The sequence below is a fragment of the Polymorphospora sp. A560 genome, assembly GCF_045781765.1.
GTDB lineage: Bacteria > Actinomycetota > Actinomycetes > Mycobacteriales > Micromonosporaceae > Polymorphospora > Polymorphospora lycopeni.
Map to the genome: position 1 here is coordinate 3,731,376 of NZ_CP122282.1, position 24,307 is coordinate 3,755,682.

At 68.6% G+C, this 24,307-nt stretch carries 24 protein-coding genes and 2 pseudogenes; 13 read left to right on the top strand and 13 right to left on the bottom strand.

What is annotated here, in order from left to right; translation table 11 throughout:
• Nucleotides 1-3: 3 nt before the first annotated feature.
• From QCD66_RS16790 to QCD66_RS16800, 3 genes are read right to left on the bottom strand one after another with little or no spacing between them, the layout of a single operon-like run.
• Nucleotides 4-792, bottom strand: a complete 789-nt coding sequence (locus QCD66_RS16790) for a crotonase/enoyl-CoA hydratase family protein (protein WP_364219492.1) — start codon at nt 790-792, stop codon at nt 4-6.
• Nucleotides 789-1,556: an SDR family NAD(P)-dependent oxidoreductase gene (locus tag QCD66_RS16795; RefSeq protein ID WP_364219495.1), complete on the bottom strand. Its 768-nt coding sequence runs from the start codon at nt 1,554-1,556 to the stop codon at nt 789-791. The genes QCD66_RS16790 and QCD66_RS16795 overlap by 4 nt, the downstream gene beginning before the upstream one ends.
• Nucleotides 1,557-1,593: 37 nt before the next feature.
• A complete protein-coding gene (locus QCD66_RS16800) occupies nt 1,594-2,748 on the bottom strand; it encodes an acyl-CoA dehydrogenase family protein (protein WP_364219498.1) in 1,155 nt (384 codons plus the stop codon).
• 125 nt (nt 2,749-2,873) lie between these two features.
• On the opposite strand from QCD66_RS16800, the gene QCD66_RS16805 reads away from it, so the two are divergent.
• Nucleotides 2,874-4,055, top strand: coding sequence for a CaiB/BaiF CoA transferase family protein (locus tag QCD66_RS16805; protein ID WP_375734823.1), 1,182 nt, complete (start codon nt 2,874-2,876; stop codon nt 4,053-4,055).
• 68 nt (nt 4,056-4,123) lie between these two features.
• Here QCD66_RS16805 and QCD66_RS16810 read toward each other — a convergent pair whose 3' ends face one another.
• Together QCD66_RS16810 and QCD66_RS16815 are read right to left on the bottom strand one after the other, a co-directional pair.
• Entirely contained in the window at nt 4,124-4,717 is a 594-nt protein-coding gene (locus QCD66_RS16810) for a TetR/AcrR family transcriptional regulator (protein WP_375734824.1), read from the bottom strand.
• 11 nt (nt 4,718-4,728) lie between these two features.
• Nucleotides 4,729-5,880, bottom strand: a complete 1,152-nt coding sequence (locus QCD66_RS16815; protein ID WP_364219749.1) for a thiolase family protein — start codon at nt 5,878-5,880, stop codon at nt 4,729-4,731.
• A 170-nt stretch (nt 5,881-6,050) separates the two neighbouring features.
• On the opposite strand from QCD66_RS16815, the gene QCD66_RS16820 reads away from it, so the two are divergent.
• Nucleotides 6,051-7,103: an LLM class F420-dependent oxidoreductase gene (locus tag QCD66_RS16820; RefSeq protein ID WP_375734825.1), complete on the top strand. Its 1,053-nt coding sequence runs from the start codon at nt 6,051-6,053 to the stop codon at nt 7,101-7,103.
• Between the two features lie 3 nt (nt 7,104-7,106).
• On the opposite strand, the gene QCD66_RS16825 is transcribed toward QCD66_RS16820, so the two are convergent.
• From QCD66_RS16825 to QCD66_RS16835, 3 genes are read right to left on the bottom strand one after another with little or no spacing between them, the layout of a single operon-like run.
• The gene (locus QCD66_RS16825; RefSeq protein ID WP_375734826.1) at nt 7,107-7,979 is read right to left on the bottom strand and encodes an alpha/beta fold hydrolase; all 873 of its coding nucleotides are present in this window, start codon (nt 7,977-7,979) and stop codon (nt 7,107-7,109) included.
• On the bottom strand, nt 7,979-8,470 hold the full coding sequence (locus tag QCD66_RS16830) for a PaaI family thioesterase (RefSeq protein ID WP_375734827.1): 492 nt from the start codon (nt 8,468-8,470) through the stop codon (nt 7,979-7,981). Before QCD66_RS16830 ends, QCD66_RS16825 begins: the two co-directional genes overlap by 1 nt.
• Before the next feature lie 4 nt (nt 8,471-8,474).
• Nucleotides 8,475-9,290 (bottom strand): enoyl-CoA hydratase-related protein, encoded by an 816-nt coding sequence (locus QCD66_RS16835; RefSeq protein WP_364219516.1) that lies wholly within the window; start codon nt 9,288-9,290, stop codon nt 8,475-8,477.
• 342 nt (nt 9,291-9,632) lie between these two features.
• Here QCD66_RS16835 and QCD66_RS16840 point away from each other — a divergent pair, with 342 nt between their 5' ends.
• From QCD66_RS16840 to QCD66_RS16855, 4 genes and pseudogenes are all read left to right on the top strand, one after another.
• Nucleotides 9,633-10,400: an enoyl-CoA hydratase-related protein gene (locus QCD66_RS16840; protein ID WP_375734828.1), complete on the top strand. Its 768-nt coding sequence runs from the start codon at nt 9,633-9,635 to the stop codon at nt 10,398-10,400.
• Nucleotides 10,397-11,377: a nitronate monooxygenase gene (locus tag QCD66_RS16845; RefSeq protein WP_364219522.1), complete on the top strand. Its 981-nt coding sequence runs from the start codon at nt 10,397-10,399 to the stop codon at nt 11,375-11,377. Before QCD66_RS16840 ends, QCD66_RS16845 begins: the two co-directional genes overlap by 4 nt.
• Before the next feature lie 15 nt (nt 11,378-11,392).
• Nucleotides 11,393-12,706, top strand: coding sequence for a MaoC family dehydratase N-terminal domain-containing protein (locus QCD66_RS16850; protein WP_375734829.1), 1,314 nt, complete (start codon nt 11,393-11,395; stop codon nt 12,704-12,706).
• 35 nt (nt 12,707-12,741) lie between these two features.
• A pseudogene (locus QCD66_RS16855) lies at nt 12,742-13,644 on the top strand (aldo/keto reductase); the annotation flags it as partial.
• 55 nt (nt 13,645-13,699) lie between these two features.
• On the opposite strand, the gene QCD66_RS16860 reads toward QCD66_RS16855, so the two are convergent.
• The gene (locus tag QCD66_RS16860; protein ID WP_364219528.1) at nt 13,700-13,885 is read right to left on the bottom strand and encodes a carbohydrate-binding protein; all 186 of its coding nucleotides are present in this window, start codon (nt 13,883-13,885) and stop codon (nt 13,700-13,702) included.
• Between QCD66_RS16860 and QCD66_RS16865 the strand changes: the two genes are divergently transcribed.
• The 3 genes from QCD66_RS16865 to QCD66_RS16875 all read left to right on the top strand — a co-directional run bounded on the left by QCD66_RS16865 (nt 13,884) and on the right by QCD66_RS16875 (nt 16,974).
• Nucleotides 13,884-14,768 (top strand): alpha/beta fold hydrolase, encoded by an 885-nt coding sequence (locus QCD66_RS16865; protein ID WP_375734830.1) that lies wholly within the window; start codon nt 13,884-13,886, stop codon nt 14,766-14,768. The genes QCD66_RS16860 and QCD66_RS16865 overlap by 2 nt on opposite strands.
• A 733-nt stretch (nt 14,769-15,501) precedes the next feature.
• Nucleotides 15,502-16,530, top strand: coding sequence for a hypothetical protein (locus tag QCD66_RS16870; protein ID WP_364219537.1), 1,029 nt, complete (start codon nt 15,502-15,504; stop codon nt 16,528-16,530).
• Nucleotides 16,531-16,539: 9 nt separating this feature from the next.
• Nucleotides 16,540-16,974: a hypothetical protein gene (locus tag QCD66_RS16875; protein WP_364219540.1), complete on the top strand. Its 435-nt coding sequence runs from the start codon at nt 16,540-16,542 to the stop codon at nt 16,972-16,974.
• Between the two features lie 204 nt (nt 16,975-17,178).
• On the opposite strand, the gene QCD66_RS16880 is transcribed toward QCD66_RS16875, so the two are convergent.
• Nucleotides 17,179-18,056 (bottom strand): IS5 family transposase gene (locus tag QCD66_RS16880; protein WP_375734845.1). Its coding sequence is split into 2 segments (ribosomal slippage): nt 17,179-17,688 and nt 17,691-18,056, totalling 876 coding nucleotides; the frame shifts between segments, so codons are not numbered across the junction.
• A 53-nt stretch (nt 18,057-18,109) separates the two neighbouring features.
• Between QCD66_RS16880 and QCD66_RS16885 the strand changes: the two genes are divergently transcribed.
• Nucleotides 18,110-19,390: a reverse transcriptase domain-containing protein gene (locus QCD66_RS16885; protein ID WP_375734846.1), complete on the top strand. Its 1,281-nt coding sequence runs from the start codon at nt 18,110-18,112 to the stop codon at nt 19,388-19,390.
• A gap of 286 nt (nt 19,391-19,676) precedes the next feature.
• A complete protein-coding gene (locus tag QCD66_RS16890; RefSeq protein ID WP_375734831.1) occupies nt 19,677-20,507 on the top strand; it encodes a M23 family metallopeptidase in 831 nt (276 codons plus the stop codon).
• A gap of 354 nt (nt 20,508-20,861) precedes the next feature.
• On the opposite strand, the gene QCD66_RS16895 is transcribed toward QCD66_RS16890, so the two are convergent.
• Entirely contained in the window at nt 20,862-21,446 is a 585-nt protein-coding gene (locus tag QCD66_RS16895) for a TetR/AcrR family transcriptional regulator (protein ID WP_364219549.1), read from the bottom strand.
• A gap of 64 nt (nt 21,447-21,510) precedes the next feature.
• Between QCD66_RS16895 and QCD66_RS16900 the strand changes: the two genes are divergently transcribed.
• The gene (locus QCD66_RS16900) at nt 21,511-22,452 is read left to right on the top strand and encodes an oxidoreductase (protein WP_375734832.1); all 942 of its coding nucleotides are present in this window, start codon (nt 21,511-21,513) and stop codon (nt 22,450-22,452) included.
• A gap of 51 nt (nt 22,453-22,503) precedes the next feature.
• On the opposite strand, the gene QCD66_RS16905 is transcribed toward QCD66_RS16900, so the two are convergent.
• Nucleotides 22,504-22,977, bottom strand: a complete 474-nt coding sequence (locus tag QCD66_RS16905; RefSeq protein WP_375734833.1) for a VOC family protein — start codon at nt 22,975-22,977, stop codon at nt 22,504-22,506.
• A 137-nt stretch (nt 22,978-23,114) separates the two neighbouring features.
• Here QCD66_RS16905 and QCD66_RS16910 point away from each other — a divergent pair, with 137 nt between their 5' ends.
• A complete protein-coding gene (locus QCD66_RS16910) occupies nt 23,115-24,149 on the top strand; it encodes a helix-turn-helix transcriptional regulator (protein WP_375734834.1) in 1,035 nt (344 codons plus the stop codon).
• A 23-nt stretch (nt 24,150-24,172) separates the two neighbouring features.
• Here QCD66_RS16910 and QCD66_RS16915 read toward each other — a convergent pair.
• A pseudogene (locus QCD66_RS16915) lies at nt 24,173-24,307 on the bottom strand (DoxX family protein); the annotation flags it as partial.

The window sequence follows — 24,307 nt, forward strand, 5'->3', positions numbered from 1 at the left end:
AGACTAGCGTCCCTTCCAGACCGGGCTGCGTTTCTCCGCGAACGCCGTCGCCCCTTCCTTGGCGTCCTGCGAGGCGAACACGACCTCGCTCAGACTCCGCTGCCGCTCGAACGCCTCGGACAGCGGCCAGTCGGCCGACCCGGTCGCGATGGACTTGGAGGCGGCGACCGACAGGGGAGCGTTCGCCGAGATCCGCCGGGCGAGGTCGAACGCGGCGTCCAGCGCCTGTCCGTCGGCGACGACCGCGTTCAGCAGCCCCAGACCGCTCGCCCGCTCGGCGGAGATCGGGTCGCCGGTCAGCAGCATCTCCAACGCGATCGCCTGCGGCAGGCGGCGAGGCAGCCGGAACATCCCACCGCCCCTGGCGAGCAGCCCGCGCTTGACCTCGGGTAGACCGAAGCGGGCCGAGGCGCCGGCGGTCACCAGATCGCAGGCGAGGACCATCTCGAAGCCGCCGCCGAGAGCCCAGCCCTCCACGGCGGCGATGATCGGCTTGGCCGGCGGTGCCTCGACGAGCCCGGCGAACCCGCGCTCGGCGGTCGCGGCGCGCTCGCCGGCGGCGAAGCGCTTGAGGTCCATTCCGGCGCAGAAGTTGCCGCCGCGTCCGGTGAGGATCGCCACCCGAAGGCCGGGTTCGGCGTCCAGCCGGGTGAGCGCGTCGGCGATCGCCCTGGCCGCGCTCCTGGTCATCGCGTTGCGTTGCCGCGGACGGTTGATTTCCAGGAGCAGGATGCCGTCGTGTTCGCAGGCCACGACCTCCGGTTCGAGGGTCGTGGCGGGTCCGTCGCTCACCGGGGTGCCATCCTGATCGCGCCGTCCAGCCGGACCGTCTCGCCGTTGAGATACCCGTTCTGCAACAGGGTGACCGCCAGCGCGGCGTAGTCGTCCGGGTCACCCAGCCGCTTCGGGTGCGGCACGGTCGCGGCGAGACTGTCGCGGATGTCGCCCCGAAGCCGGGCGAGCATCGGCGTGTCGAAGATGCCGGGTGCGATGGTGTTCACGCGGATCGCCCAGCTGGCCAGGTCGCGCGCCGCGACGATGGTCATCGCATGGACGGCACCCTTCGACGCGGAGTAGGAGGTCTGTCCGATCTGCCCCTCGAACGCGGCCGCGGATGCCGTCAGGACGATGGCGCCACGGTCGCCGTCCTCGATGCTGTTGCCGCTCATGCGGGCCGCGGACAGGCGCAGCACGTTGTACGTACCGATCAGATTGACCTCGAGCACGTCGCGGAAGCTCTTGAGCGGGGCCGGCCGGCGTTCCTTGTCGATGACGCGCAGGCGGTCGCCGCCCCGGCCGGCGCAGTGGACGACCGCGCGCAGGACGCCCAGTTCCTGGGCCACGTCGAGCGGGGATCGCAGGGAGTCCTCGTTGGTGATGTCGGCGGCCGCGAAGCGTGCGTTCGGACCCAGGCGCTCGGCGACGGCGGGGCCGTCGGAGCTCGCGAAGTCGGTGATCACGACCTTGGCGCCGGCTTTGACGAGTGCGGCGGCGGTGGCGGCGCCGAGCCCGGACGCCGCGCCGGTTACCAGCGCTGAAGCGCCGTTGAGATCCATGGTTCTCCTGTGGTCGGTCCGCGGCGCGGACGCGTTGTCATCGGTCGGATGCGAGCTCGCGTCCGATGATCTCTTTCATGATTTCCGTGGTCCCGCCCACGATGGTCTGCACCCGGCCGTCGGCGAAGGCACGCGCTATCGGGTACTCCTCCATGTAGCCGTAGCCGCCGTGCATCTGCAGGCAGGCGGTGACCACGCGTTGCTGCAGCTCGGTCGCCCACCACTTGGCCTTGGCCGCCGTGGTGGCGTCCAGGCGTCCCTCGTCGAGTTCGTGTACGAGCGATTCGAGGTAGGCCCTGGTCACGTCGACCTCGGTGACGAGTTCGGCGAGCCGGAACCGCGTGTGCTGGAAGTCGATGATGCGCTGGCCGAAGGCTTTTCTCGTCTTGGTGTAGTCCACGGTCCAACCGAGCGCGGCCTCGGCGCCGGCAAGTCCGCGCCAGGCGATCGAAAGGCGTTCCAGGGGGAGCTGTCGGGTCAGGTGATGGAACCCGCGCCCCTCCTCGCCGACGAGGTTCCCACCGGGTACGGCGACCTCGTCGAAGTACAGCTCCGCGGTGTCCTGCGCGTGCAGCCCGAGTTTCCGTAGCTTCGGGCCCCGGCTGAACCCGGGTGTGTCGGTGGGAACCAGGATGAGGGAGAAGGTGGGTCTGCCCTCACGCTCGCCGGTCCTGGCGGCGACCAGGACCACGTCGGAGCTGAAGCCGTTGGTGATGAACGTCTTGGCGCCGTTGATCACCCATTGGTCGTCCCGACGGACGGCGGTCGTCGCGATGCCCCGCAGGTCGCTTCCCACGCCGGGCTCCGACATGGCGATCGAGGTGACCACCTCGCCGGACGCCATGCCGGGAAGCCACCGGCGCTTCTGTTCCTCGGTGCCCAGGGCGATGAGGTACCCGGCGACGATGTCCTCGTTGATGGCCAGCCCGGAGGCGAATGCCGCAGCACCGACCCTGGCCAGTTCGTCGGTGAGGACACACCGGAAGCGGTAGTCCGTCGACCCGCCGCCGCCGTACCGCTCGGGTGTGCGGAGCCCGAGCAGGCCGAGTTCGGCGGCCGCGCGCCACACCCGCCGGTCGACGAGTCGCTCCCGCTCCCAGCGGTCGAGATGTGGTGCGACGTCGCGCGAAACAAAACGACGGGCCAACGCACGGAAATCCTCGTGGTCGGCTTCGTAGAATCCCCGGCTCACCTGCGGTTCGTCCTTCGCTGTCCGAGTCGACTGTTGCGGTGATTGTTTTCGTCCCGTTGTTTTGTACGGTCCGGTCGGTACATTGTATGGGTCGGTACAGACGTTGGGAAGGCGGGAGAGGTCACATGGCGGGGCAGCTCACCGGTATAAGGGTCGTGGAGTTCCTGGGGCTGGGGCCCGCACCGTTCGGCTGCCTGCTCCTGGCCGATCTCGGTGCCGAGGTACTCACCGTCACCAGGCCCGGACAGTCGACGGCGGCCATGGTGCGCAACCGGTCCCTGCTCGAGCTGGACCTCAAGGATCCGCAGAGCGTCGCGTTCGTACGCGAGGTGATCGACGAGGCGGATGTCGTCGTCGAGAGCTTCCGACCGGGCGTCGTCGAGCGGCTGGGGCTCGCCCCCGAGCAGCTCAGGGAACGCAATCCCGGGCTGATCGTCACCAGGATGACCGGCTGGGGACAGACCGGCCCGCTCGCGCCGAGAGCCGGACACGACATCAACTACATCGCCATCACCGGCGCGCTCGACCTGGCCAGGCGTCCGGGACTCGCGCCGATGCCGTCGGCGAACCTCGTCGGCGACTTCGGCGGCGGCGGCATGTACCTCGTGATCGCGGTGCTGTCGGCACTGGTCGAGCGCGCCCGTACCGGCACCGGCACCGTCATCGACGTGGCCATCGTCGACGGCACGACGTACCTCACCACGATGCTGCACGAGTACCGCAACCTCGGGATGTGGTCGGACACCCCCGGCACGAACCGCCTCGACACGGGCGCGCCCTACTACGACAGCTACGAGACCGCCGATGGCGGCTACGTCGCCGTCGGCGCCCTCGAGGACAAGTTCTTCGAGCAACTGGCGGACGTGATCGGACTGACCCCGCAGGAGCGGGTGGGCCGGGAGGACAAGGCGAACTGGCCGCGGCTACGCGAGCGGATCGCGGCGAAGATCCGGGGCAGGACCCGTGCCGAGTGGACGGAGATCGCCGAACGGGTCGACGCCTGTATCGCACCGGTGCTCTCCCTCGCCGAGGCCGGGACGCATCCGCAGCTCGCCGCGCGCGGGGTCCTGCGCCGCACGGCCGGCGGCCGCGGCTGGGTCCCGGTGCTACCCATCGGATACGCCGACGCCCCGGTGGACGGCGCCGAGCTGCTCGAACGGTGGGGATTCGGCCATCCCACGGCCACGTTCCGCCGGCCGGCGGACGCGATTTATCCGGAGGTGTCGCCGCCGAAGGAGGCCGGGCGGGAACCGTTCGGCGGGGCACTGGCCGCCGAAGTCGGGGGAGTGGCGGGCCAGGGCACGTGAGGTGCGCCGGCATGGAGCCGGCCCGGCACGAGAACCCGTCCGTGCCGGGCGAGCGGGGAAACGGTGTCCTAGTCGCCCTTGCGTACCCGCAGGCCGTCGAGGAACAACGACACGTAGAGCTCGGAGATCTCCTTCGGGGACAGCGATCCGGCGGGCTCGATCCAGCGGTAGCTGCTGGTGAACATGCCGACTATGGCTCGTCGCTGCATGGCGTGGACCGGCCGGAAGAGCCCGGCCTCGGCGCCCTCGTCGAACAGCGCCTGCCAGTACTGCTCGTACTCGTCCCGAAGATGGCGCACGTGCGAGCGGTGCGGTTCGTCGAGCGCCTGCCAGTCGCGCATCGAGGTGATCCAGGCACTGCGGTTGGTGGACAGGTCCGTCAACAGGTGCTCGGCCATCCGGTGCAGCCTGTCCTCGGCCGAGCCGCCGCTGGCGAGGATCCGCCGAGCCTCGCGGTTGGCGTTCTCGAGCAGGCGAAGGGCGATGCTGAGCAGCAACTGCTGCTTGTTCTTGATGTGGTAGTACAGGGCACCGCGGCCCAGCCCGGTCGACTCCGACAGTTCCTGGACGCCGGTCGCGTCGTAGCCCTTCTCGGCGAAGAGTTCGGTCGCGACGCGCAGCACCCGTTCGCTGGTCGTCTCCTTGTTCGACTTCTTAGCCATGTCGTCAATAGTCAATTCTGGGACCAGAGTTCGAAGATCGTCGCGTTAGCGGTCCCGCCACCTTCGCACATCGACTGGAGACCGTACCGGATTCCGTTGTCCCGCATGTAGTGGATCAGCCGCGTGGCCAGGATCGCGCCGGAGGCGCCGAGGGGGTGTCCGACCGCGATGGCGCCCCCGACAGGGTTGAGGCGGGCCGGGTCGGCACCGGTCTCCGCCTGCCACGCGAGCGGCACCGGCGCGAATGCCTCGTTGATCTCGAAGGCGCCGATCTCGTCTATCGAGAGCCCGGCCGAACGAAGGGCGCGTTCCGTCGCGGGGATCGGCGCGGTGAGCATCTCCACCGGATCCGCGCCGGCCACCGCTCCGGCATGGAAGCGGGCGAGTGGTCGCAGCCCCAGACGGGCGGCGTTCTCCGGCGTCGTGACCAGCAGCGCGGCCGCCCCGTCGGCGATCTGCGAGGAGTTGCCGGCGTGGATCCTGCCCTCTTCGAGAAAGGCCGGCGAGAGCGACGCCAGCGTCTCCACGGAGGTGCCGCGCCGGAGCCCCTCGTCCACCTCGAGCGGGCCGCCGTCGCGCGGCACCGCAACGAGCTGTCGGGCGAAGGCGCCGGAGTCGATGGCCGCCGCGGCGCGCTCGTGGGAAAGCGCCGCGAACTCGTCGAGCCGGGTCCGGCTGAACCCCCACTTCTCGGCGATCATCTCCGCGCCGATGCCCTGGCTGAGGTCGTCGACACCGAAGCGGTCCAGGACCGTACGGCCGTAGGGCTCGCCGAACTTGCGTGCCGAACCGATCGGAACCCGGTTCATGGTCTCCACGCCACCGGCGACGATGACCTCGGCCCGGCCCGACATCACCGCGAACGCGGCGAACTCCAGGGCCTGCTGGCTCGAGCCGCAGGCCCGGTTGATCGTGACGGCCGGGATCGTCTCGGGCCAGCCGGCCGCCAGCACCGCGAAGCGGCCCACGTTGCTCGACTGGTCGCCGAGTTGGGTCACGCAGCCCCAGTAGACGTCCTCCACGACCTCGGGGTCCAGGCCCGCGCGCTTCACCAACTCGTTGAGCACGACTGCGGACAGGTCGACCGCGTGCACGTCGGCCAGCGAGCCCTTCTTGCGCCCGATCGGAGTGCGCACCGCCTCGACGACGACTGCCTCACGCAGGCCCATGGCTACCACCCTTCCCGGCGGATCAGGGCCCATGGTCGGGCCGCATGTCCGCTCAGCGATGATACACTGAACCAACCGATCGGTACACTTCTGCGAGGATGGCGAGCACCTCGCCGGCACCGAGTGCGCCAACTCGGGCCGATGGAAAGAGCGGAGGATGTGCATTGAGGATCGGTATGCCGCTGTCCTACAGCGGCGGTTTCAAGGAGACCGTGGGTCGTATCCGTGAATACGAGGCGGTCGGCGTCGACGTGCTTTTCGTCCCGGAGGCGTATTCCTACGACGCGGTGAGCCTGCTGGGCTATCTGGCCGCGTCGACCGAGCGGATCACGATCGCCTCCTCGATCCTCAACGTCTACTCCCGCACGCCGGCGCTCATCGCGATGACCGCCGCCGGACTGGACTACGTCTCCGAAGGTCGGTTCATGCTGGGAATCGGCGCGTCGGGGCCGCAGGTCGTCGAGGGATTCCACGGTGTGCCGTACCGGGCGCCACTCGGTCGCGCGCTCGAGGTCACGCAGATCTGCCGGACGCTGTGGCGCAGGGAGGCGCTCGAGCACGACGGCGAGCACTTCCAGTTGCCGCTGGGCCCTGAGCGTGGCGGCTCCGGGCTCGGCAAGCCTTTGAAGATCATAAACAGGCCGGTACGCGAGCGGATCCCGATCATGCTCGGCGGGATCGGTGACCGGGCCGTGGCGATGGCGGCCGAGCACTTCGAGGCGTGGCAGCCGATGTTCTTCCTTCCCGAGGTCGCGGACCCGGTGTTCGGCCCGCACCTGCGTAAGGGCAGTGCCCGCCGGGACCCGGCCCTCGGGCCGCTCGATGTCATCGCGCAGAGCTACCTGGCGGTCGTCGAGACCGAGGAGGAGGAGAAGGCGGCGCTGCGCCAGGTCCGGGAGCACCTCGCCCTCTACATCGGTGGGATGGGAGCCAGGGGCAAGAACTTCTACACCACGCTCGTGTCGCGGTTCGGATTCGCCGACGAGGCGACACGTGTCCAGGAGCTGTACCTCGCCGGCAGACGCGAGGAGGCGATCGACGCCGTACCGGAGGCACTCGCCAGGGGGCTGTCGCTGATCGGGAACCCCGATCGGCTCGGCGAGCGGATCCATGCGTTCTCCCGGGCAGGTGTGACCACCTTGAATCTGCGTTCCGTGGCACCGGGCCACACCCGGCAGGTCCACGACTACGCGATCGTCAGGAAACTCGCCGACTGATCCTCAGCCGACCCGGCGCAGGCCCGACGGCTCGTCGCCGTCGAGCAGTTCCACGAGCAGATCCGCGAGCGGGCCCGGACGATCGAGCTGCACGTGATGATGGGCGGCCGGGACGAGTCCCCACCGGACGGGGCGCCCGACCCGGCCCGCCACGTACCGGGCCGAGGCTTCGGTGACCGCGGGGCTCAGCGCACCGCCGACCAGTGCCACGGGACAGTCGATCCGCCCCAGCCACTCGTGGATCACCGCATCGGTGAACCGTTGGAACACCGCGGGATCGAACCGTACCCGCCAGCCCCGCGGAACCTGTTCGTACGAGTGACCGGCGAGATCACGGACGAGCCCGGCGGATGCGGTGCTTCCCGACGGCACGAGGCGGAACCGGCTGATCGCCGTGTCGAGATCGGCATGGATGGTCCGCTCGCGGCCGGGCCGGCCCCGGGGCCGGTGCGCGGTACCGGCCCGCGGTGGTCTGATCGCGACATCGAGCATGACGAGTTCGTTCACCAGCCCCGGGTGCAGCGCCGCGGTGGCGGCGCCGACAAGGCCACCCATGCTGTGGGCGACGAGGGTGGCCGACCCGGTACGGGAGCCGTACCGGATCACCGACGCCACCTCCGAGGCCCACGTCTCGCCGTCGTACCCCTGCGACCGGTGGCCGCTTTCGCCGTGACCACTCAGATCGAAGACGGTGGCCCGCCACCGCCCTCCGACGTGGCCGAGCATCGCGTCCCACCAGTGCCCGTGCGCACCGGCGCCGTGGATGAGGACCACGTCCGGCCCGTTGCCGGCCCCCGGCAGCACGCGTCCGCGCAGCGGGGTACCGCGATGGTCGAGGACGAACCCCGTCCCTTGCGCGCCGCTCGGCGTCGTCATCACGGGGCGGTATCGGCGTCAGGGGGCGCTGCGATCCGACGTACCTTGTGGATGGTCTCGCCGGAGGCGATCAGTCTCCCGGCCCGGGTCCGTATCTCGACCGCGGCATGCACCACGGACCGGCCGACATGGCTGGGTCTGGCGGTGATGACCAACGCGGAGCGGTGATCGGCCGACGACAGGAACCGGTAGGACGCGTGGATGTGTGGCGCGCCGGCTCCGACGGGTTGCCGGGAGTGGGCGGCGGTCGCCGTCGCGCAGTCCATCAGCGCGGAGAGGTATCCGCCGTGCAGTCGCCCGGCGGAGTTGGCGAACTCGGCGCGGGGGATCGCGTCGCCGACGACGGTGCCGTCGTCGTCGACCGATCGGAGGTGGAATCCCAGGAGCGTCTGGAACGGCTGTGTCGGGATCACCCCGTCGGCGATCGCCTGTTGGTATTCGAGGCCGGACACCACCCCGAAGGCCGGCCCGAGGGGATGTTGCTCAGACATCGTCTCAGTTCCCCTCGAAGGACGGCGAACGGCGCTCCATGAACGCGGTGATTCCCTCTTTGAAGTCGAGCGTCCTGGTCGCGATGTCCTCGACGAGGCTCTCCACGCGCAGCGCGTCCTCCAGCGTCCCGACCGAGTTCCTGTCCAGCAGCCACTTGACGAGTCCGAGTGAGGTGGTCGCGCCGTCCGCCAGTTCACGGACGATCGCCTCCGTGGCTGCCGTGAGCTCTTCGTCGGGAACGAGTCGACTTATCAGACCCCATTCGAACGCCTCGCCCGCGGTCACCTGTCGGCCGAGCATCAGCATCTCCCGTGCGCGGGCGATCCCGATCAGTCGCGGCAGCAGCCAGGTGCTGCCGGAGTCCGGGGTGAAGCCTCTACGGACGAAGGGAACGGAGAACAGCGCGGTGTGGCTGGCGACACAGAAGTCCCCGACCAGGGCGAGTGAGCAGCCGAGACCTGATGCGTGGCCGCGGACGGACGTCACGACCGGTACCTCGATCCGCGCGAGCGCACCGATCAGCCGGTGCGGCCCGGTGTCGATGCTCCGGTGCGTCGCGGTGGGTCTGGGCCGTTCGCCTTCGTGCCGCCGGTCCCGCTTGAGGTTCATCCCCGAGCAGAAGTGGTCTCCTTCGGCCGTGATGGCGATGACCCGGACGACATCCTCTCGTCCGAGGTCCGGCAGCAGTGCCGCGACCTCGCGGGCGCACTCCGAACTGAGTGCGTTGCGGCGCTCGGGCCGGTTGAGGGTGATTCGCAGGATCCGGCCGTCGAGCCGGATCGACATCCCGTCCAGGTGGACGTCCGCGAAGCTTGTCATTCGGCGGTTCCTCTGTCTTGGGCGCGCCCCGGTCCTCGGCGGTCGGTCCGCGGACGGGGTCGGGTGGGGGTTTCGGTCGGCGGTGCCGTTCCCGGTCTGGCGGTCGCGACCTACGGTAGTCGACTTGCCGGTTGTATGGACCGACCAGTCTATCAGTTTGGATGATTCCGAGACCTGATCGCTGTAGTACGCGGTCGGCTCCGCCTCGACGGGTGGGGGAGGGGTAGTAGAGCGTGTGGCCTGCTGTAGCCGTGTGGTTGGCGTGATCGATCGCTGGGCTGTCTCGTTCGCCGCCGGAGCGCGACCCTTGATCGCCAACATACCGATCGGTACACTCCATGCGTGTCTCATGACGGAGAGCTGCCAGCGGAGACGATCCGCTATGGCGTCGAGGACGAGATCGCCACGATCACCTTCAACCGCCCGGAGCGACTCAACGCGTTCGCCGACGACATGGCCTCCCGTTACCTCGGGGCGCTACGCAGGGCCGACGACGACCCCGCGGTCCGCGTCATCGTGATCACCGGCGCGGGCCGCGGCTTCTGCGCCGGTGCGGACTTCACCCGCCTCGAAACCCTCGACCTCGACGAGGTGCGACGGCGCGCCCTCGCCGAACCCCGGGACGTCGCGATGCGCGTGAACAAGCCCGTGATAGCCGCCGTCAACGGGGCGGTCGCCGGGATCGGCCTCGCCCACGCGTTGATGGCCGACGTGCGCTTCACCGTGCCGGACGCCAAGTGGACCACCGCCTTCGCGAAGATCGGCCTGGTCGCGGAACTCGGCACCGCATGGCTGCTGACCCAACTCGTCGGCACCGGCCGCGCGCTCGACCTGCTGCTCAGCGCCAGGGCCATCACCGGCACCGAGGCGTACGAGTATGGTCTGGCCCAGTTCGTCTCGGAGCCCGACTCGCTCGCCACGGACGTCCGGGCCTACGCCCGCGCACTCGCCGCCAACGACGTCCACTCCCTGGCCGAACTGCGCCGCCAGGTCCGCCTCGACGCCGGGCGATCCTTCGAACAGGCCTGGCACGACGGCTACGACCGAGTCTTCGCCGCCCTCGAACGGGGCCGTTTCCGGGACGCCAGAACGCGGGTCCGCGACGTATGAGCATTCCCGCCGAGCTGCGCCGCTCGCTCAACCTACCGGTGATCTGCGCGCCGATGTTCCTCGTCACCGGTCCCGAACTCGTCACCGCCGCCTGCCGTAACGGCTTCGTCGGTGCGCTCCCGAGACAGAATGCCCGCAGCATCGAAGAGTTCGACGCCTGGCTGGGCACCATCCGGCGGAGCCTGCGGGAACACCGCGAACGCCACCCCCAGGCGGCCATCGGCCCGATCGCGGTCAACATCTCCCGGGCGATCATGGCCGAACACCTCGACGCGCATCTCGACGTCTGCCGGCGGCACGACGTCGAACTGATCATCTCCGCGCAGGGCGACCCGACCGAGCTGACGAAAAGGGTCCACGACTGGGGTGGTCGGGTGTTCCACGACGTGACGTCACTGCGTTTCGCCGAAAAGGCGATCGCCGCCGGCGTCGACGGACTGACCTGTATCGGAGCTGGCGGCGGGGGACACTCGGGACTGGTGTCCCACCTCGCGCTCGTGCCGAAGGTACGCGCGATGTTCGACGGCACCATCGTCCTCGCCGGAGCGGTCGCCACCGGCGCGGCGATCCGCGCCGCCGAGATCCTCGGCGCCGACCTCGCCTACGTGGGCACCAGGTTCATCGCCACGCGGGAGTCGTCGGCGCCGCCGGAGTACAAGCGGATGCTCGTCGACGCCGCGGCGGCCGACCTCCTCTACACCGACGCGGTCGCCTCGGTCCCCGCGAACTGGCTCGTGCCGTCACTGCGACGCGTCGGTCTCGATACCCGGAACCTGCCGGTTCCAGCGGCCCGCGGTGACCACACCCACCTGCCTCCCGACGTACGCCCATGGCGGGACATCTGGTCGGCGGGCCAGGGCGTCGAACTCATCGACGACATCCCCTCCGTGGACGAGCTCGCCGCCCGCCTGACGAACGAATACCTCAAGGCGTGCTCGAGGCCGGCCTGGCCGGCACGACCCGACCACCCGTACTGATTGAAGGCATCGAACATGAGCGAAGAGAACCGCGGCGGAGCCGAACCGGGTCAGGCGTTCGAGGAGGCGAGCGACTTCGACATCGACGAGGCCGACATCGAGCGGGACCGGGCGGCCGCCGGCGCGGTCGCCGCCGTCCGCGACCTGGCTTACCTCGGTACGGCCACACCCGAGGCGATCCGGAACTTCGCCTTCAGCTACGGCGACGACAACCCGCTCTACACCGACCCCGACCACGGTGCGGGCACCCGCTGGGGCGGGCAGGTCGCCCCCCAGATCATCGCCGCGATCCTGAACACCCCACTGCTCGGAGACCGGCTTCCGAAGGAGTTGCGCGGCGGCAGCTACCGCGGCATCCACGCCTTCGTCTCCGGCGGCACCTGGGAATGGTATCGGCCGGTGCACGCGGGGGACCGGCTCCACTCCTTCAAGGGCCTGGAATCGGTCGAGGTCAAGAAGTCGGAGTTCGCCGGCCGCAGCGTGATCCGTGTCAACCGCGAGGTCAAGTTCAACCAGCGGGGAGAAGTGGTCGGCGTATACCGGACCCTCATCATCCTTACCGGCAGGAAGAAGGCCAGGGAGGCCGGCAAGTACCGGGACGTACCGACCCCCTCGTACACGAAGCAGGACCTTGCCGAACTCGACGAGATCTACGCCGCCGAAACGGTACGTGGCGGGCAGCCCCGCTACTTCGAGGACGTGACGGTCGGCGAATCGCTCGGAACGATGGCCAAAGGCCCGCTCACCACCACCGACATGATCGTCTTTCATGCCGGCGGCTACGGCTTCGTGCCGTACGGCCTGAGGACCTCCCGCCTGAACTGGCGCAACCGCCAGCGCATTCCGGCCTTCTACGTCGACAACGAGTACGGCGTACCGGACGTCGCGCAGCGGGTGCACTGGGACTCCGCATGGGCGCAGGCGATCGGCAACCCGCGCGCCTACGACTACGGCGTACTGCGCGAGTGCTGGCTGCACCACCGGCTCACCGACTGGATGGGGGACGAGGGATTCGTGGTGCGCCAGCACGACGAGATCCGGAAGTTCAACTACCACGGAGACATCCAGTACCTCTCCGGCACGGTGACCGGCAAGCGGCGGGACAGCGGCATGAACCTCGTCGAGATCGAACTACGGGCGGTCAACCAACGCGGAGAGGAGACCGCGACAGGGGAGGCGACCGTGGCGTTGCGCAGCCGCGACCACGGCCGTTCGCTGCTTCCACAACCGCCCGCCGAGTTGCAGCAGAAGGTGTGGGAAATCATGGACCGTCATGCCGAACTCACCACCGAGGCACGGGCCGGGCAGCCCGGTTCCGCCGGCGCGTGACCGGTGCGCAGTGACGAGGAGGAGGAGGAGGTGTGATGCGCGCGCGACGTCTGCGGACCCTTCCCGTCTCGGCCATCGGCCTCGGCTGCCTGGGCTTGTCCGAATACCATCCGGGCCGTGACACGAAGTCGACCCCGGCACTCCACCGGGCACTGGATCTGGGCATCACCCTGTTCGACACCGCTGACTCGTACGGTGACCGCGTCAACGAGCACCTGGTCGGCAGGGCGCTGGCGGGCCGACGCGATCAGGTGGTGGTGGCAACGAAGTTCGGCGTCGAACGCATCCCCTACGGCACCGGGACCCGGATCAACGGCCGTCCCGACTACGTACGGGCGGCCTGCGACGCGTCCCTGAGAAGGCTCGGCCTCGACGTCATCGATCTGTATTACCAGCACCACGTCGATCCGGACGTACCGATCGAGGAGACCTGGGGTGCGATGGCCGATCTCGTTGCCGCCGGAAAGGTACGTCACCTCGGAATGGTCGACGCCGGACCGGAGATGATCCGGCGGGCCGACGCGGTGTATCCGGTTACCGCGGTGCAGACCGAATACTCGGTCGGCACCCGGGCGCCGGAGGTGAACGGCGTTCTCGACACGTGCCGTGAACTCGGGATCGGGCTGGTCGCACGCTCGCCCCTCGGCCGTGGCCTGCTCGCCGGTGCGGGCCGCGATCTGCCTGGCCTCGCGGCGCGCGACATCCGCCGCGCCGATCCGCGGTTCGCCGTCGGTGAACTCGCCACCCATCGCACCCTCGCCGACCGGCTGGCGTCGATTGCCAAGGGGCGCGGTTGCACCGTCGCTCAACTGGCCATCGCCTGGCTACTTCACCAGGGGTTCGACATCGTCCCGATTCCCGGCACCGGCCTCCTCCACCACCTGCACGACAACGCAGAGGCGACCACGGTCTTTCTCGATGCCACCGACCTCGGCACCATCGACCACGCCGCACCCGTTACACCGGCCGGCCAACGCCAGGACGCCTCGCTACTCAGCACAAGATCGTTAGCATCGGCGACGGGCCCGGCCACCTGGTTGTGGTCGGACCCGTGTTTCCGGGATTCGATTCGGTCTGCAGACGCTGCCAGAGGGCCGGTACGTTCGGCGGTTCCCAGCCGACGAGGGCGGTGTGCCCCTGCAGGCAGCGGTAGCTGACTCCTTTGTAGCGTGGGGCCATGAGTTCCGGGAACGAGGCAAGCCTGACGGTGCCCGATGGCCGAGTTGTCGAGTATCTCGATGGGGGCGATCCGTCGGGGCTTCCAGTCTTCTTTCAGCCGGGAAGCCCGAATACGCGGACCATCGGGAAATTGTGGCATCCGGCAGCGGTGGCGGCCGGTGTCAGACTCATCAGTGTGAGTCGGCCAGGCTACGGCGGATCGACTGCGATCGTTGGTAGGCCAACCCTGTCGGCAGTGGGTCGCGACATTGTGGCCCTGGCTACCTTGCTCGGGCTTGACCAGTACGCCGTGGTCGGTTCGTCGGGAGGTGGGCCTTTCGCTGTGGCAGCTGCGGCTGCCGATCCCCAGCGGGTGCGGGCCCTCGGTGTAGTCGCTGGGAGTGGACCGTGGCGGGAGCTTGCCGATCCGTCGGCGGAGCCAGAGGAACGGGCGTGCCTGGCACGTCTGGACGAAGGCGACCTGGCTGGTGCTCGTGCCGGCATGCGCGACCTTGTCGAGAACGTCTGGCAGGCGGGTTTGCGCGAACTCGACGGTGATGCCCGCCTGGATGCGTGGCTCGGCGACGATCCGCTGGCCGGCGACGGAACCTACCGGGCGATCATGGCCGACGCCATGCGCGAGGTGCTGGAAGGCACCGAAGGCGCGGTGTTCGATGGGCTCGCCCTCGGCGGCGCCTGGGACGTCGACCTGCACGCCATTCAAGCCCCGACCTTGCTCTGGTACGGAGATGCGGACGACGTCTGCCCGGTGGTGTACGGACGTTGGTATGCCGAACGGATCGCCAACGCCGAACTCGTCGTCATCCCGGACGAGGGCCACCTGGCTGTGGGCGATTCGCACCGGCCCGAGGTGTTGACGGCCCTGCTTAGGGCATGGCAATAACTGCGGGAACCGGGTGATCAATTCACGGTTGTCCGGCCGCGGCGTATCGGCCGCAACCGCCAACACTGCTGGACCTCGGCAAGTGGTTCGGGGAGCACGAGGTCGAGTTCACCGTGATCGAGCAGGGCGTCGGGCACCTCGACCAACTCGCCTTCCAGAGCCTGAACATCCACCCGGCCTGATGGTCAAGGCTGGGGATGCCTGCGCATCCACAATTGTCACAACATCCATCCAGTAGCGATCCAGTAACTGAGGGTTGACTGATTGAAATGGGTCATTGACTATGGCAGCTGTGGTTTCGTAGCCGGTGGCGGACGTGCTGAGTGGGAAACTGTTGACGTCGTTCGCTCGCATGTCGGATCCGGCGCTTGCAATGCGATGATCTCCGAAGGGAGTTCTGGCTGTAGGTCAACCAGCCGCGCAAAGTCGCCGCCGTCCTTGCCGCTGTCTCCGCGGTGTCGGTCTCCGCCCTCGCTACTCCAGAGGTCGGAGCGGCCGTCATGCCGTCGACAACCGTCTGCCTCGTAAACAAAGATCCCTCTCTTCTGGGATGACTTGTTCCAACCTGGCTGATCGAGGACGTCGTGAGCTTCGACAGGGCGTGGGTGTGACGCGTGGATTTCGAAAGCAATCGGGGACGGTTGCTCGACAATGAGGAGTTAGCCGCATGGTCGTGTCTGGTAGAACCCGTTTTGCCCGGGGCGCTCGGCGCCTGGGTGTCATCGCGCTGGCCGTGGCCGTCGCACCCGTCCTGTCCTCCGCGGGTCCGGCCTGGGCGGACACCAAGCCGACCCGGGTCGCAGGCTCCGATCTGGGCACCAGCAGCTCGCTGGCACCGGTGCAGTTGCCGGGTGACAAAGCCCCCCGCACCTACTCGCCTGCGCAGCTGCAGACGTTCGAGCGTACCGGCGGTGACCCCGCGGTGCTGGCATATTGGACACCGGAGCGGATGAAGGCGGCCAAGCCGCTGGACGCGCCCGGAGACGCCGTGTGGGTCGAGAACACCGCACGGGCTGTTGCCAGCAAGGCGCCGACGGTCGCGACCAAGCCGGTGGCCGCCACGATCGCGACGAGGGAGATAGATGCCCCACCGCCGGTGACGAACTTTTCGATCACCAACGGCAAGCTGTTCATCGGCGGCTACGAGAGCGGCTCATGGTGCTCGGCGTCGGCGATCAACACACCGTCCAAGCGGGTGCTGATCACCGCTGGCCACTGTGTCCACAGCGGACAGGGCGGCACCTGGCTGAGTAATCTGGTCTTCGTGCCGCGGTACAACGCCTTCAACGCCGACCGCGACCCGGTGGGCCGGTTCCAGGCGTACCAGTTGCGGACGTTCAACGAATGGATGAACAACAGCAACCTCAACCGGGACGTCGGCTGGGTTACCACGTTCTCCGGTGGTGACTGGGGCACGACGGTCGTCGACACCGTCGGCGGGCACGGTCTGGCCTACAACGGCGGCACCGAGTTCGATGTGTCGGTCTTCGGATACCCGAGCAATCACGACGGCGGGAACAGGATGTGGGCCTGCTGGGGTGTCGCCACCGACAACAGCATCTGGGACGACCGTTCGAAGATCACTTGCAACTTCGGCGGCGGCTCCTCGGGTGGTCCGTGGATCTGGAACTACAACAATGCCAACGGGCTCGGCTTGGTCCGTTCCGTGATGTCAACCGTCGATGGCGGCGGGGTCAACCGGGGGCCGTACTTCGACACGGCGGTTCTCGACGGCACGAACGCCGCCAACGGTGACTGGTAATCTGAGCCGATGCTGACGCGACGATCGCCTCGACTGGCAGCCCTGCTGCTGGTCGGGGCGGTGATCGCACTGAGCGCCTGCGGCTCGGCGGCCGAGCCCGGCACCGATGACGACACCACCGCCACCCAGGCGCCGAACGCTTCATCGAGCCCTGGGGCGTTGCCGGTCCGGAACGACCTGGTCGACCCACGGGTCGTTCCCTGGCGCACCTGGCGAGCCGTCGACGACCGGACGCTTGAGGTTACCGTGACCGCCGGACCCACCGACTGCTACGGCGCCGAGCCGGAGGTGGCGGAGAGCGAGGCGGCGGTGCGCGTCCGGGTCCGGGTGGGCCTGCTGCCACATGCGGCCGAAAAGGAGTGCGCGGCGATCGCCCTGGAGTCCGTTGTCCTGGTACAACTGGCCGCCCCGCTGGGAACCCGCAAGGTCGAGCACCTGACCTGACACCCGGTCTCATTCCCACGGGAGTGCCGTTCGTCGGAAACGACACGCGACGTTGTCCGGCTGGCCGCCTGGGCGCGCCCGGGAAGGTGGTCGAGGTTGTCGGCGTGCGGCGGCTGGCCGGCGCCTAGCGTCGGGGTAGGCGCGTCTGAACGGCTGCCGGCGTCGGGCGCCGGGCAGGCCCGTTAGGGTCTGTGTCGAAGTCGGTCACAGCCATTCGTTGATCGCGGCGATGTGCACGGTGGCTTCGTAGCGGACTGCGAGCTTGTCGAAGCGGGTCGCCACGGCCCGGTTGCGCTTGAGCCGGTTGATGCCGCACTCCACAGCGTGGCGCTGTTTGTACCGCTCGGGGTCGAAGGCCGGTGGCCAGCCTCCCTTCGACCCCTTCCTGCGCCGGTAGGCATCCTGATCGGCCTTCGACGGGATGGTCGCGGCGATCCCACGCCGGCGCAGGTAGCGGCGGTTGGCCCGGGACGTGTACGCCTTGTCGGCCAGGACCCGGTCAGGGCGGGTACGCGGCCGACCGCCGCCCAGACGCGGCACCCGGATGCCGTCAAGCACCGCGACGAACTGGGGACTGTCCCCACGCTGCCCGGCGGTCAGCACGATCGACAACGGCTTCTGCCCCTGCTCACAGGCCAGATGCAGCTTCGTCGTCAGCCCACCCCGCGAACGCCCGAGCCCATGATCGGCCGGCTCGACCGTCACACCGCCCGGCGGCTCGACCTGCAGATCCCCCTTTTCCGCGCCCCGGCCGCGTGCTGATGCGCCCGAGCGACCGACGAGTCCACCGACACGTCCCAGGTCACCCGCCCGGCCGCGTCAGCGACCGCCTGCAACCAGGTCAAGATCCTCGCCCAGGTCCCGTCACGCCGCCAACGGCGAAAGACCGCGTACACCGCCGCCCAGGACCCGTAACACTCCGGTATGTCCCGCCACGGCGCACCCACCCGTGTCCGCCACCTGATCCCATCAATGAGCTGCCGTTTCGTCCATGCCGACGGCCGACCGGGCCTACGTCCCACGGGCAGCAACGGCTCCAGCGCCGCCCACTGCACGTCGGTCAGGTCGTGCCGTCTCGTCACCGCTACAGTGGCCACGAGGTCTCCGTGCTGATGGTCTTCTTCGTCGATGAACCATCTACCGGAGACCTCGCTATCTATCGACCACCGACACGCCGACGCCTCCACACCCCCGCGCCCACCGACCGACTTCGACACAGGGCCTAGACGCGGACCTGAAAGCGGCGTTCGACCGCATCGACCACCACCACCTACTCATCCAACTCGGCGGGTTCCCGGCCAGGGAACAGATCCGGGCTTGGCTGACGGCCGGAGTGATCGAGCAGGGCCTGCTCACCCCAACCGAGGAGGGAACTCCCCAAGGCGGGGTGGTCAGCCCACTGCTGTTGAACATCGCGCTGCACGGGATGGAACACGCCGCCGGGGTCCGTTACCGCACTGTCGGAGCCGACGGTGTGGCCACGGTCCGCGACAGCCCGATGCTGATCAGGTATGCCGATGATTTCGTCGCGTTATGCCGCACCAGGGATGAGGCGATGCAGGTCAAAGCCCAGTTGGCCGCATGGCTGACGCCGAGAGGTCTGGCCTTCAACGAGGACAAGACCCGCGTGGTCACCCTCGACGAGGGCTACGACTTCCTCGGATTCACCGTCCGCCGCTACCACGGCCTGCTGCTGATCAAACCGAGCAAAACGGCGGTCAGACGGATCCGGAAACGGCTCCGCACCGAAGTGCGGGCACTGCGCGGCAGCAACGCCGCCGCAGTGATCGCCCGCCTCAACCCGATCATCCGAGGCTGGGCGGCCTACTACCGGTCGGTGGTGGCCAGCGAAATCTTCACCGGGCTGGACCACTACCTGTGGAAACTGGTCTACAAATGGGCCAGACACACCCACCCGAACAAGCCGACGAGTTGGGTCGTCGCCCGCTACTTCGGCATGTTCAACAAGTCCCGGCAGAACAAATGGGTCTTCGGTGACCGCGACAGCGGCGCCTACCTGCACAAGTTCGCCTGGACCAGGATCGTGCGGCACCAGATGGTCCCCGGCACCGCATCACCCGATGACGCGGCGCTGACCGACTACTGGCACAACCGACGGCAACGCCCGAGGCTGCAACCCCCGGTCGACCGCACCACCCAGCAGTTGCTCGACAGCCAGCGGGCCCGATGCGTCGCCTGCGGGCAGCTTCTGCTGCACGCCGACCGCCCGCCACGAACCCCACGCGAATGGGAACAGTGGTACCGCGGCCTGCGGAAAGCTGTGGATCACAACGCCATCAGCCTACGACAGGACGGCAGCACGCACGCTCCGCAACTCCGTCTGCTCCACATCCACTGCCACCGCCGGACCACCGGCAAACGGCAGGCCAGCGATCTGCATTCCAGCGACCCATAGGGCTTGCTTGAGCCGGATGCATGGAAATCGTGCCCGTCCGGTTCTGAGGGGGCGGCGGCGCAGCAATGCGCCGTCGCTACCCGGCCGATTGCGCGGCGCGGAGAGCGGCCACTGGCGAGCCGATGGGCGTCCGGATGCGTCCTGGGAGTGGTCGATCCAAGCGCAACCCGACCTACGACGACGCATGCCCTGGCCTGGCTACTTCACGGAGAGGACTCGCGTAACCTCCCAAAGCGATCGTAGGGAAACCCTTGCCCTTGCGTGGAAGTGGCCTTAAATTGCATCGATGATCCTCAGCGAGGAGCCTCGCCCTGACCCACCTCACAATGTCAGCCACGGCGACCTGCGGCCCGAGGATCTCGGTGGCATCGCCTATCTGCGGGGACTTTCGAGACGGGGGTTCATCACAAGCGCCGCGTTGGCGGCATCCGGGGTGTCGGCCGCCTTTGTTCTGCTGCCCGGCTCCGCTCAGGCTGCTGGCAGCTATCAGAGGCCGTGCGGAAACGTCCGGATCTCGAGTTCTTGGCAAGACCACCGGAACCGGACGCCGCCCTCGGGGGAGCCGGGCAGTGACTATGCGGTCGGAACCGGTACTCCCGTCAAGGCCGCGGCGAACGGCACGATCCGTTTCGTGAAGACCGACACCTCCACCGCGACCGGGCGCGTCGTGGGGATGGCCCATGATGATGGCAATTACACCCGGCACCTGCACTTGTCCAGGATCACCGTCTCAACCGGCCAACGTGTGTCGCGAGGCCAGACGATCGCGTACTCCGGCGCCTCGGCGAACGGCAGTGACTACGGTGTCGGACCGCATGTGCACACAAGTCTCTGGCTGAACACCGGCAGTCCGACGAACTTCCGCGCGACGGTGGATTTCGAGAACCACGTCGGAGACGTCGCCCACCCGAACCCGCCCGACCCGGAGGTAGATGAAGTGTTCATCGCGAATGTGAAGGGCAACTGGTACCTCATAGTCCCCCAGGGCACCGGTAAGCCGCGGGCAGTGGTCCTTGGTGGCGACAGCAATGCCGCCGCTTCCGGCATCCCCGTCCTGAACTTCAGCTGGGATCCGTCGATCAATGCACTCAGGGCCGCGGTCGACGGCATCGGGTGAGTGGCCTGACGCGTCACGGCGGCCCGGGATCCACGCGGTGCAGGGAAGTGGCAGCGTTGTAGTGCGTCGCCACCCAGGTCCGTTCGCGTCGGCGATATCGTCGTCGACGCGAACGGGTTGAGAAGTTCCTGTCCGCCACCAGGGAACCGCCCGATGACGCCGACCTGGACGCCAGCCTGGTTCGCGACGACGGACGACGCACGTGGGACTTCGACGATCTCGAAACCCTGACCACGGCCGACGACGCCGATCCGACCTGGCTCCGCCTGCGGGCCGCGGTCAACGCATTCCGCCAGACAGGGGAGTAGCCGCTCGAGTCGGTCGTCCTTCAGTCGTCGCGGTCCGGTCGTACCTTCAGGGCCGCCGCGATCCCCGCATGAACTGGTCGACCGCGGTTTCCACGATCCCGTCGAGCAGTTCTGGTGCCACCAGGCTGCCGTTGATGAGCGTGGCGATGCCCTGCAGCGTCGCGAAGAGCACGATTCCCACGTGTTGCGGGTCGCCGGGCTGGAGGGCGCCCTCTTTCTGTCCTTGGGCGATCAGGTCGTGCAGCAGCCCGAACGGTGCGGCGGCGGCCGCGACGATCCGGTCGGCTTCCTTGCGGTGCTTGCGGGTGAACATCAGTTCCAGCAGTGCGGCGTCCTCGGTGGCGAACCGCAGGTAGGCCGCCGCTGCGGCGTGCAGGCGCGAGCCGAACTCGGGCCCGGTGGCGGTGAGTGCCGCGCGCAACTCCTGGTCCAACCGGGCGAATCCGGCCTCGGCGAGTGCGTCCAGCAGCGACTGACGGTCCGGGAAGTGCCGGCGTGGCGCGGCGTGGCTGACGCCGGCCTCGCGGGCCAGTTCGCGCAGCGAGAGTTGGTCCGCGCCGTGCTGGCGCAGGCTGCGCTCGGCGGCGGCGAGCAACGTCGTACGGAGGTTTCCGTGGTGGTACGGGGACACGACCCCACCCTAACCGAAGGTGTTGCCGTTGACGACATTGTTGTCATCGCATACATTGTTTGCCATGACAACATTCACGAAGGCGCATATCCCCGCCCTGGCCGGCCGCACCATCGTCGTCACCGGCGCGAACAGCGGCATCGGCCGCGCCGCCGCCGGCATGCTCGCCGCGAAGGGGGCTCACGTCGTACTCGCCGTCCGCGACCTCGCCAAGGGCCGCGCCGCCGCCGCGACGATGACCGGCGACGTTGACGTGCGGCGGCTCGACCTCGCCGACCTCGCCTCGGTCCGCGAGTTCGCCGAGAGGTCCGCCGAGCCGATCGACGTGCTCATCAACAACGCGGGTTTGATGATCCCGCCACTGGGCCGTACCACCGATGGTTTCGAACTTCAGTTCGGCACCAACCACCTCGGGCACTTCGCGCTCACGAATCTCCTCCTGCCGAGGATCCGGGATCGGGTGGTCACCGTCTCCTCCACCGGGCACCGGACGGGCGCTATCGACTTCGACGACCTCAACTGGAAGCGCAGGGCCTACCGGGCGTTTCCGGCGTACGCGCAGTCGAAGCTGGCGAACCTGCTGTTCACCCTGGAACTGCAGCACCGCCTGACCGAGGCGGGGTCACCGGTGATCGCGACCGCCGCCCATCCCGGCTTGGCGGCCACGAACCTCCTCGGGCACCTCGATAGCGGGCAGTCCCCGCTGCGCAGGCTCCGCACGACTCTCATCGGTCTCCTGGCGCAGAGCGAGGAGGCCGGCGCGCTGCCTGTCGTCTACGCGGCGGTGGCAGACGTCCCGGCCGGCAGCTACGCCGGCCCCGGCGGCTTCCTTCAAGGTCGTGGTGCACCGAAGCTCGTCGGCCAGTCCAGAGCCGCCCGCGACAACGCGGTCGCCCATCGACTGTGGACGGTGTCCGAGGAGCTGACCGGCGTCACCTTCCCGCTCACCACCGCGTCCGGTGAGCGTACGAGCAGTCCTCCCGGCCACGGTCGACAGATCCCGTGAAGGACCCCGAAGGCAGACCGGGCGGAAGGACCGAGCCGTACGTCCTCGCTGTCAGGCGGCGGTGTGCTGGGCGGCGACGTCGAGGATCCAGGTGATGCCGAAGCGGTCGGTCAGCATTCCGAACGCCGGGGCCCACTGCGACGTGGCGTAGGCCTCGACCACGGTGGCTCCGTCGACGAGCTTCTCCCAGAGGGCGCCGACCTCTTCGACGGATTCGCCGCGGATGGAGATGAAGAACGGCTGCCCGGTCAGCGTCATGCCGTTCTCCCGCCACGTGGCGGAAGCCGCCGCGCCGCCCGGCGAGGCTTCAGGCCGGCTCGGGACGTCGTAGGCCATGATGCGGAAGCCGTTGTCGGCTTCCACCTGGCCCCAGACGACCTTGTCGGCGTCGGGCAGTCCATTCGGCATGCCGAAGTCGCCGTACGTGATGACCGTCAGCCGGCCGCCGAAGACGGCCTGGTAGAACTCCAGCGCCTGTCGGGCGTTGCCGCGGAAGTTGAGGTGCGCGGTAGTGCTGATGCCCATGATGAATCCTGTCGGGGTGTGTCGCGAATGAGGAAGCGGCCGTGGCGGCCTCGCCGGACTGCTTTGACCGCCGGCCCGACCTAGATTTGCAGCAGTAGGTGCCAGGTTGTGTCACCAATGTCCGGCAGACTCGTCTCATGCAGAAAACTTCTGCGCGGCTGCTGGCTCTGCTGTCGCTGCTGCAAACCCGCAGAGACTGGCCCGGCACGGCACTCGCCGACCGCCTGGACGTCAGCCTGCGCACCGTACGCCGCGACGTCGACCGGCTCCGCGAACTCGGCTATCCCATCGCCGCCGTCAAGGGGCCCGACGGCGGCTACCGGCTCGGCGCCGGCACCGAACTACCGCCCTTGCTGTTCGACGACGAACAGGCCGTCGCCCTCACCATCGCCCTGCAGATCGCCGCCACCACCGCCGGTAGCGGCCTCGCCGAACCCAGCGCCCGCGCCCTGAACACCATCCGCCAGGTCATGCCCAGCCGGCTACGCCACCGGATCGACGCCCTCCAGGTCACCGCCGTCGAACGGCCCGCGACCCAGCCGGCCCCGCCCGTCGACGGCGACGTACTGCTCGCGATCAGCGCCGCCGTCCACGCCCACGAGATCCTGCGCTTCGACTACGGCACCGACACCACGGACAAGCCCCCGCGTCGGGTCGAGCCGCACCACGTCATCCTCCGGGACACGCGGTGGTACCTCGTCGCCTGGGACCTCGACCGCCGGGACTGGCGGACCTTCCGCGCCGACCGGATACGTTTGCGCACCCCCAACGGACCTCGCTTCAGCCCGCGCGAACTGCCCGGGGGAGACGTGGTCACCTACGTCACGAGCACCTTCCGAGGCTCCATCGACGCCTCCGGCAACTGGCCCTGCCAAGGCACCGTCATCCTCGACCTGCCCGCAGCAACGGTCGCCCTCCACACACGCGACGGCGTCGTCGAGGAAATCAGCCCAGACCGCTGCAAACTCACCCTCGGCTCCTGGTCCTGGCCCAGCCTTGCCGCCGCCGTCGCGCGCTACGACGCCGACTTCGAAGTCGCCGGCCCCGCCGAACTCACGCAGGCCTTCACGCAACTGGCCGACCGGTTCACCAGAAGCACAGCCGAACCCACCCCGTCGGCGGTGTCGATGTCCGCAGATTCTCGCCGTCCGCGGTCAGGTCGGCGGAGATAGAGGACGACCACCGCGATCGAGGCCAACCCGAAGACAGTCGTCGGTAACACTCCGTACGCGGAGCCGCCGGCGCGGAGGTGAGTGACGACCGCTCCGGCCATCATGACCGAGAAACCGATGGCCGCGGCTATCCCGGTGGCGGGGCCGCCACCCGTCAC

Excerpts from the sequence above, each read along its gene's own strand:
- QCD66_RS16795 (WP_364219495.1), bottom strand. The coding sequence starts at position 1,556 with ATGGATCTCAACGGCGCTTCAGCGCTGGTAACCGGCGCGGCGTCCGGG.
- QCD66_RS16805 (WP_375734823.1), top strand. The coding sequence starts at position 2,874 with ATGGCGGGGCAGCTCACCGGTATAAGGGTCGTGGAGTTCCTGGGGCTG.
- QCD66_RS16810 (WP_375734824.1), bottom strand. The coding sequence starts at position 4,717 with ATGGCTAAGAAGTCGAACAAGGAGACGACCAGCGAACGGGTGCTGCGC.
- QCD66_RS16825 (WP_375734826.1), bottom strand. The coding sequence starts at position 7,979 with ATGACGACGCCGAGCGGCGCGCAAGGGACGGGGTTCGTCCTCGACCAT.
- QCD66_RS16830 (WP_375734827.1), bottom strand. The coding sequence starts at position 8,470 with ATGTCTGAGCAACATCCCCTCGGGCCGGCCTTCGGGGTGGTGTCCGGC.
- QCD66_RS16835 (WP_364219516.1), bottom strand. The coding sequence starts at position 9,290 with ATGACAAGCTTCGCGGACGTCCACCTGGACGGGATGTCGATCCGGCTC.
- QCD66_RS16845 (WP_364219522.1), top strand. The coding sequence starts at position 10,397 with ATGAGCATTCCCGCCGAGCTGCGCCGCTCGCTCAACCTACCGGTGATC.
- QCD66_RS16850 (WP_375734829.1), top strand. The coding sequence starts at position 11,393 with ATGAGCGAAGAGAACCGCGGCGGAGCCGAACCGGGTCAGGCGTTCGAG.
- QCD66_RS16865 (WP_375734830.1), top strand. The coding sequence starts at position 13,884 with ATGAGTTCCGGGAACGAGGCAAGCCTGACGGTGCCCGATGGCCGAGTT.
- QCD66_RS16860 (WP_364219528.1), bottom strand. The coding sequence starts at position 13,885 with ATGGCCCCACGCTACAAAGGAGTCAGCTACCGCTGCCTGCAGGGGCAC.
- QCD66_RS16875 (WP_364219540.1), top strand. The coding sequence starts at position 16,540 with ATGCTGACGCGACGATCGCCTCGACTGGCAGCCCTGCTGCTGGTCGGG.
- QCD66_RS16890 (WP_375734831.1), top strand. The coding sequence starts at position 19,677 with ATGATCCTCAGCGAGGAGCCTCGCCCTGACCCACCTCACAATGTCAGC.
- QCD66_RS16900 (WP_375734832.1), top strand. The coding sequence starts at position 21,511 with ATGACAACATTCACGAAGGCGCATATCCCCGCCCTGGCCGGCCGCACC.
- QCD66_RS16905 (WP_375734833.1), bottom strand. The coding sequence starts at position 22,977 with ATGGGCATCAGCACTACCGCGCACCTCAACTTCCGCGGCAACGCCCGA.
- QCD66_RS16910 (WP_375734834.1), top strand. The coding sequence starts at position 23,115 with ATGCAGAAAACTTCTGCGCGGCTGCTGGCTCTGCTGTCGCTGCTGCAA.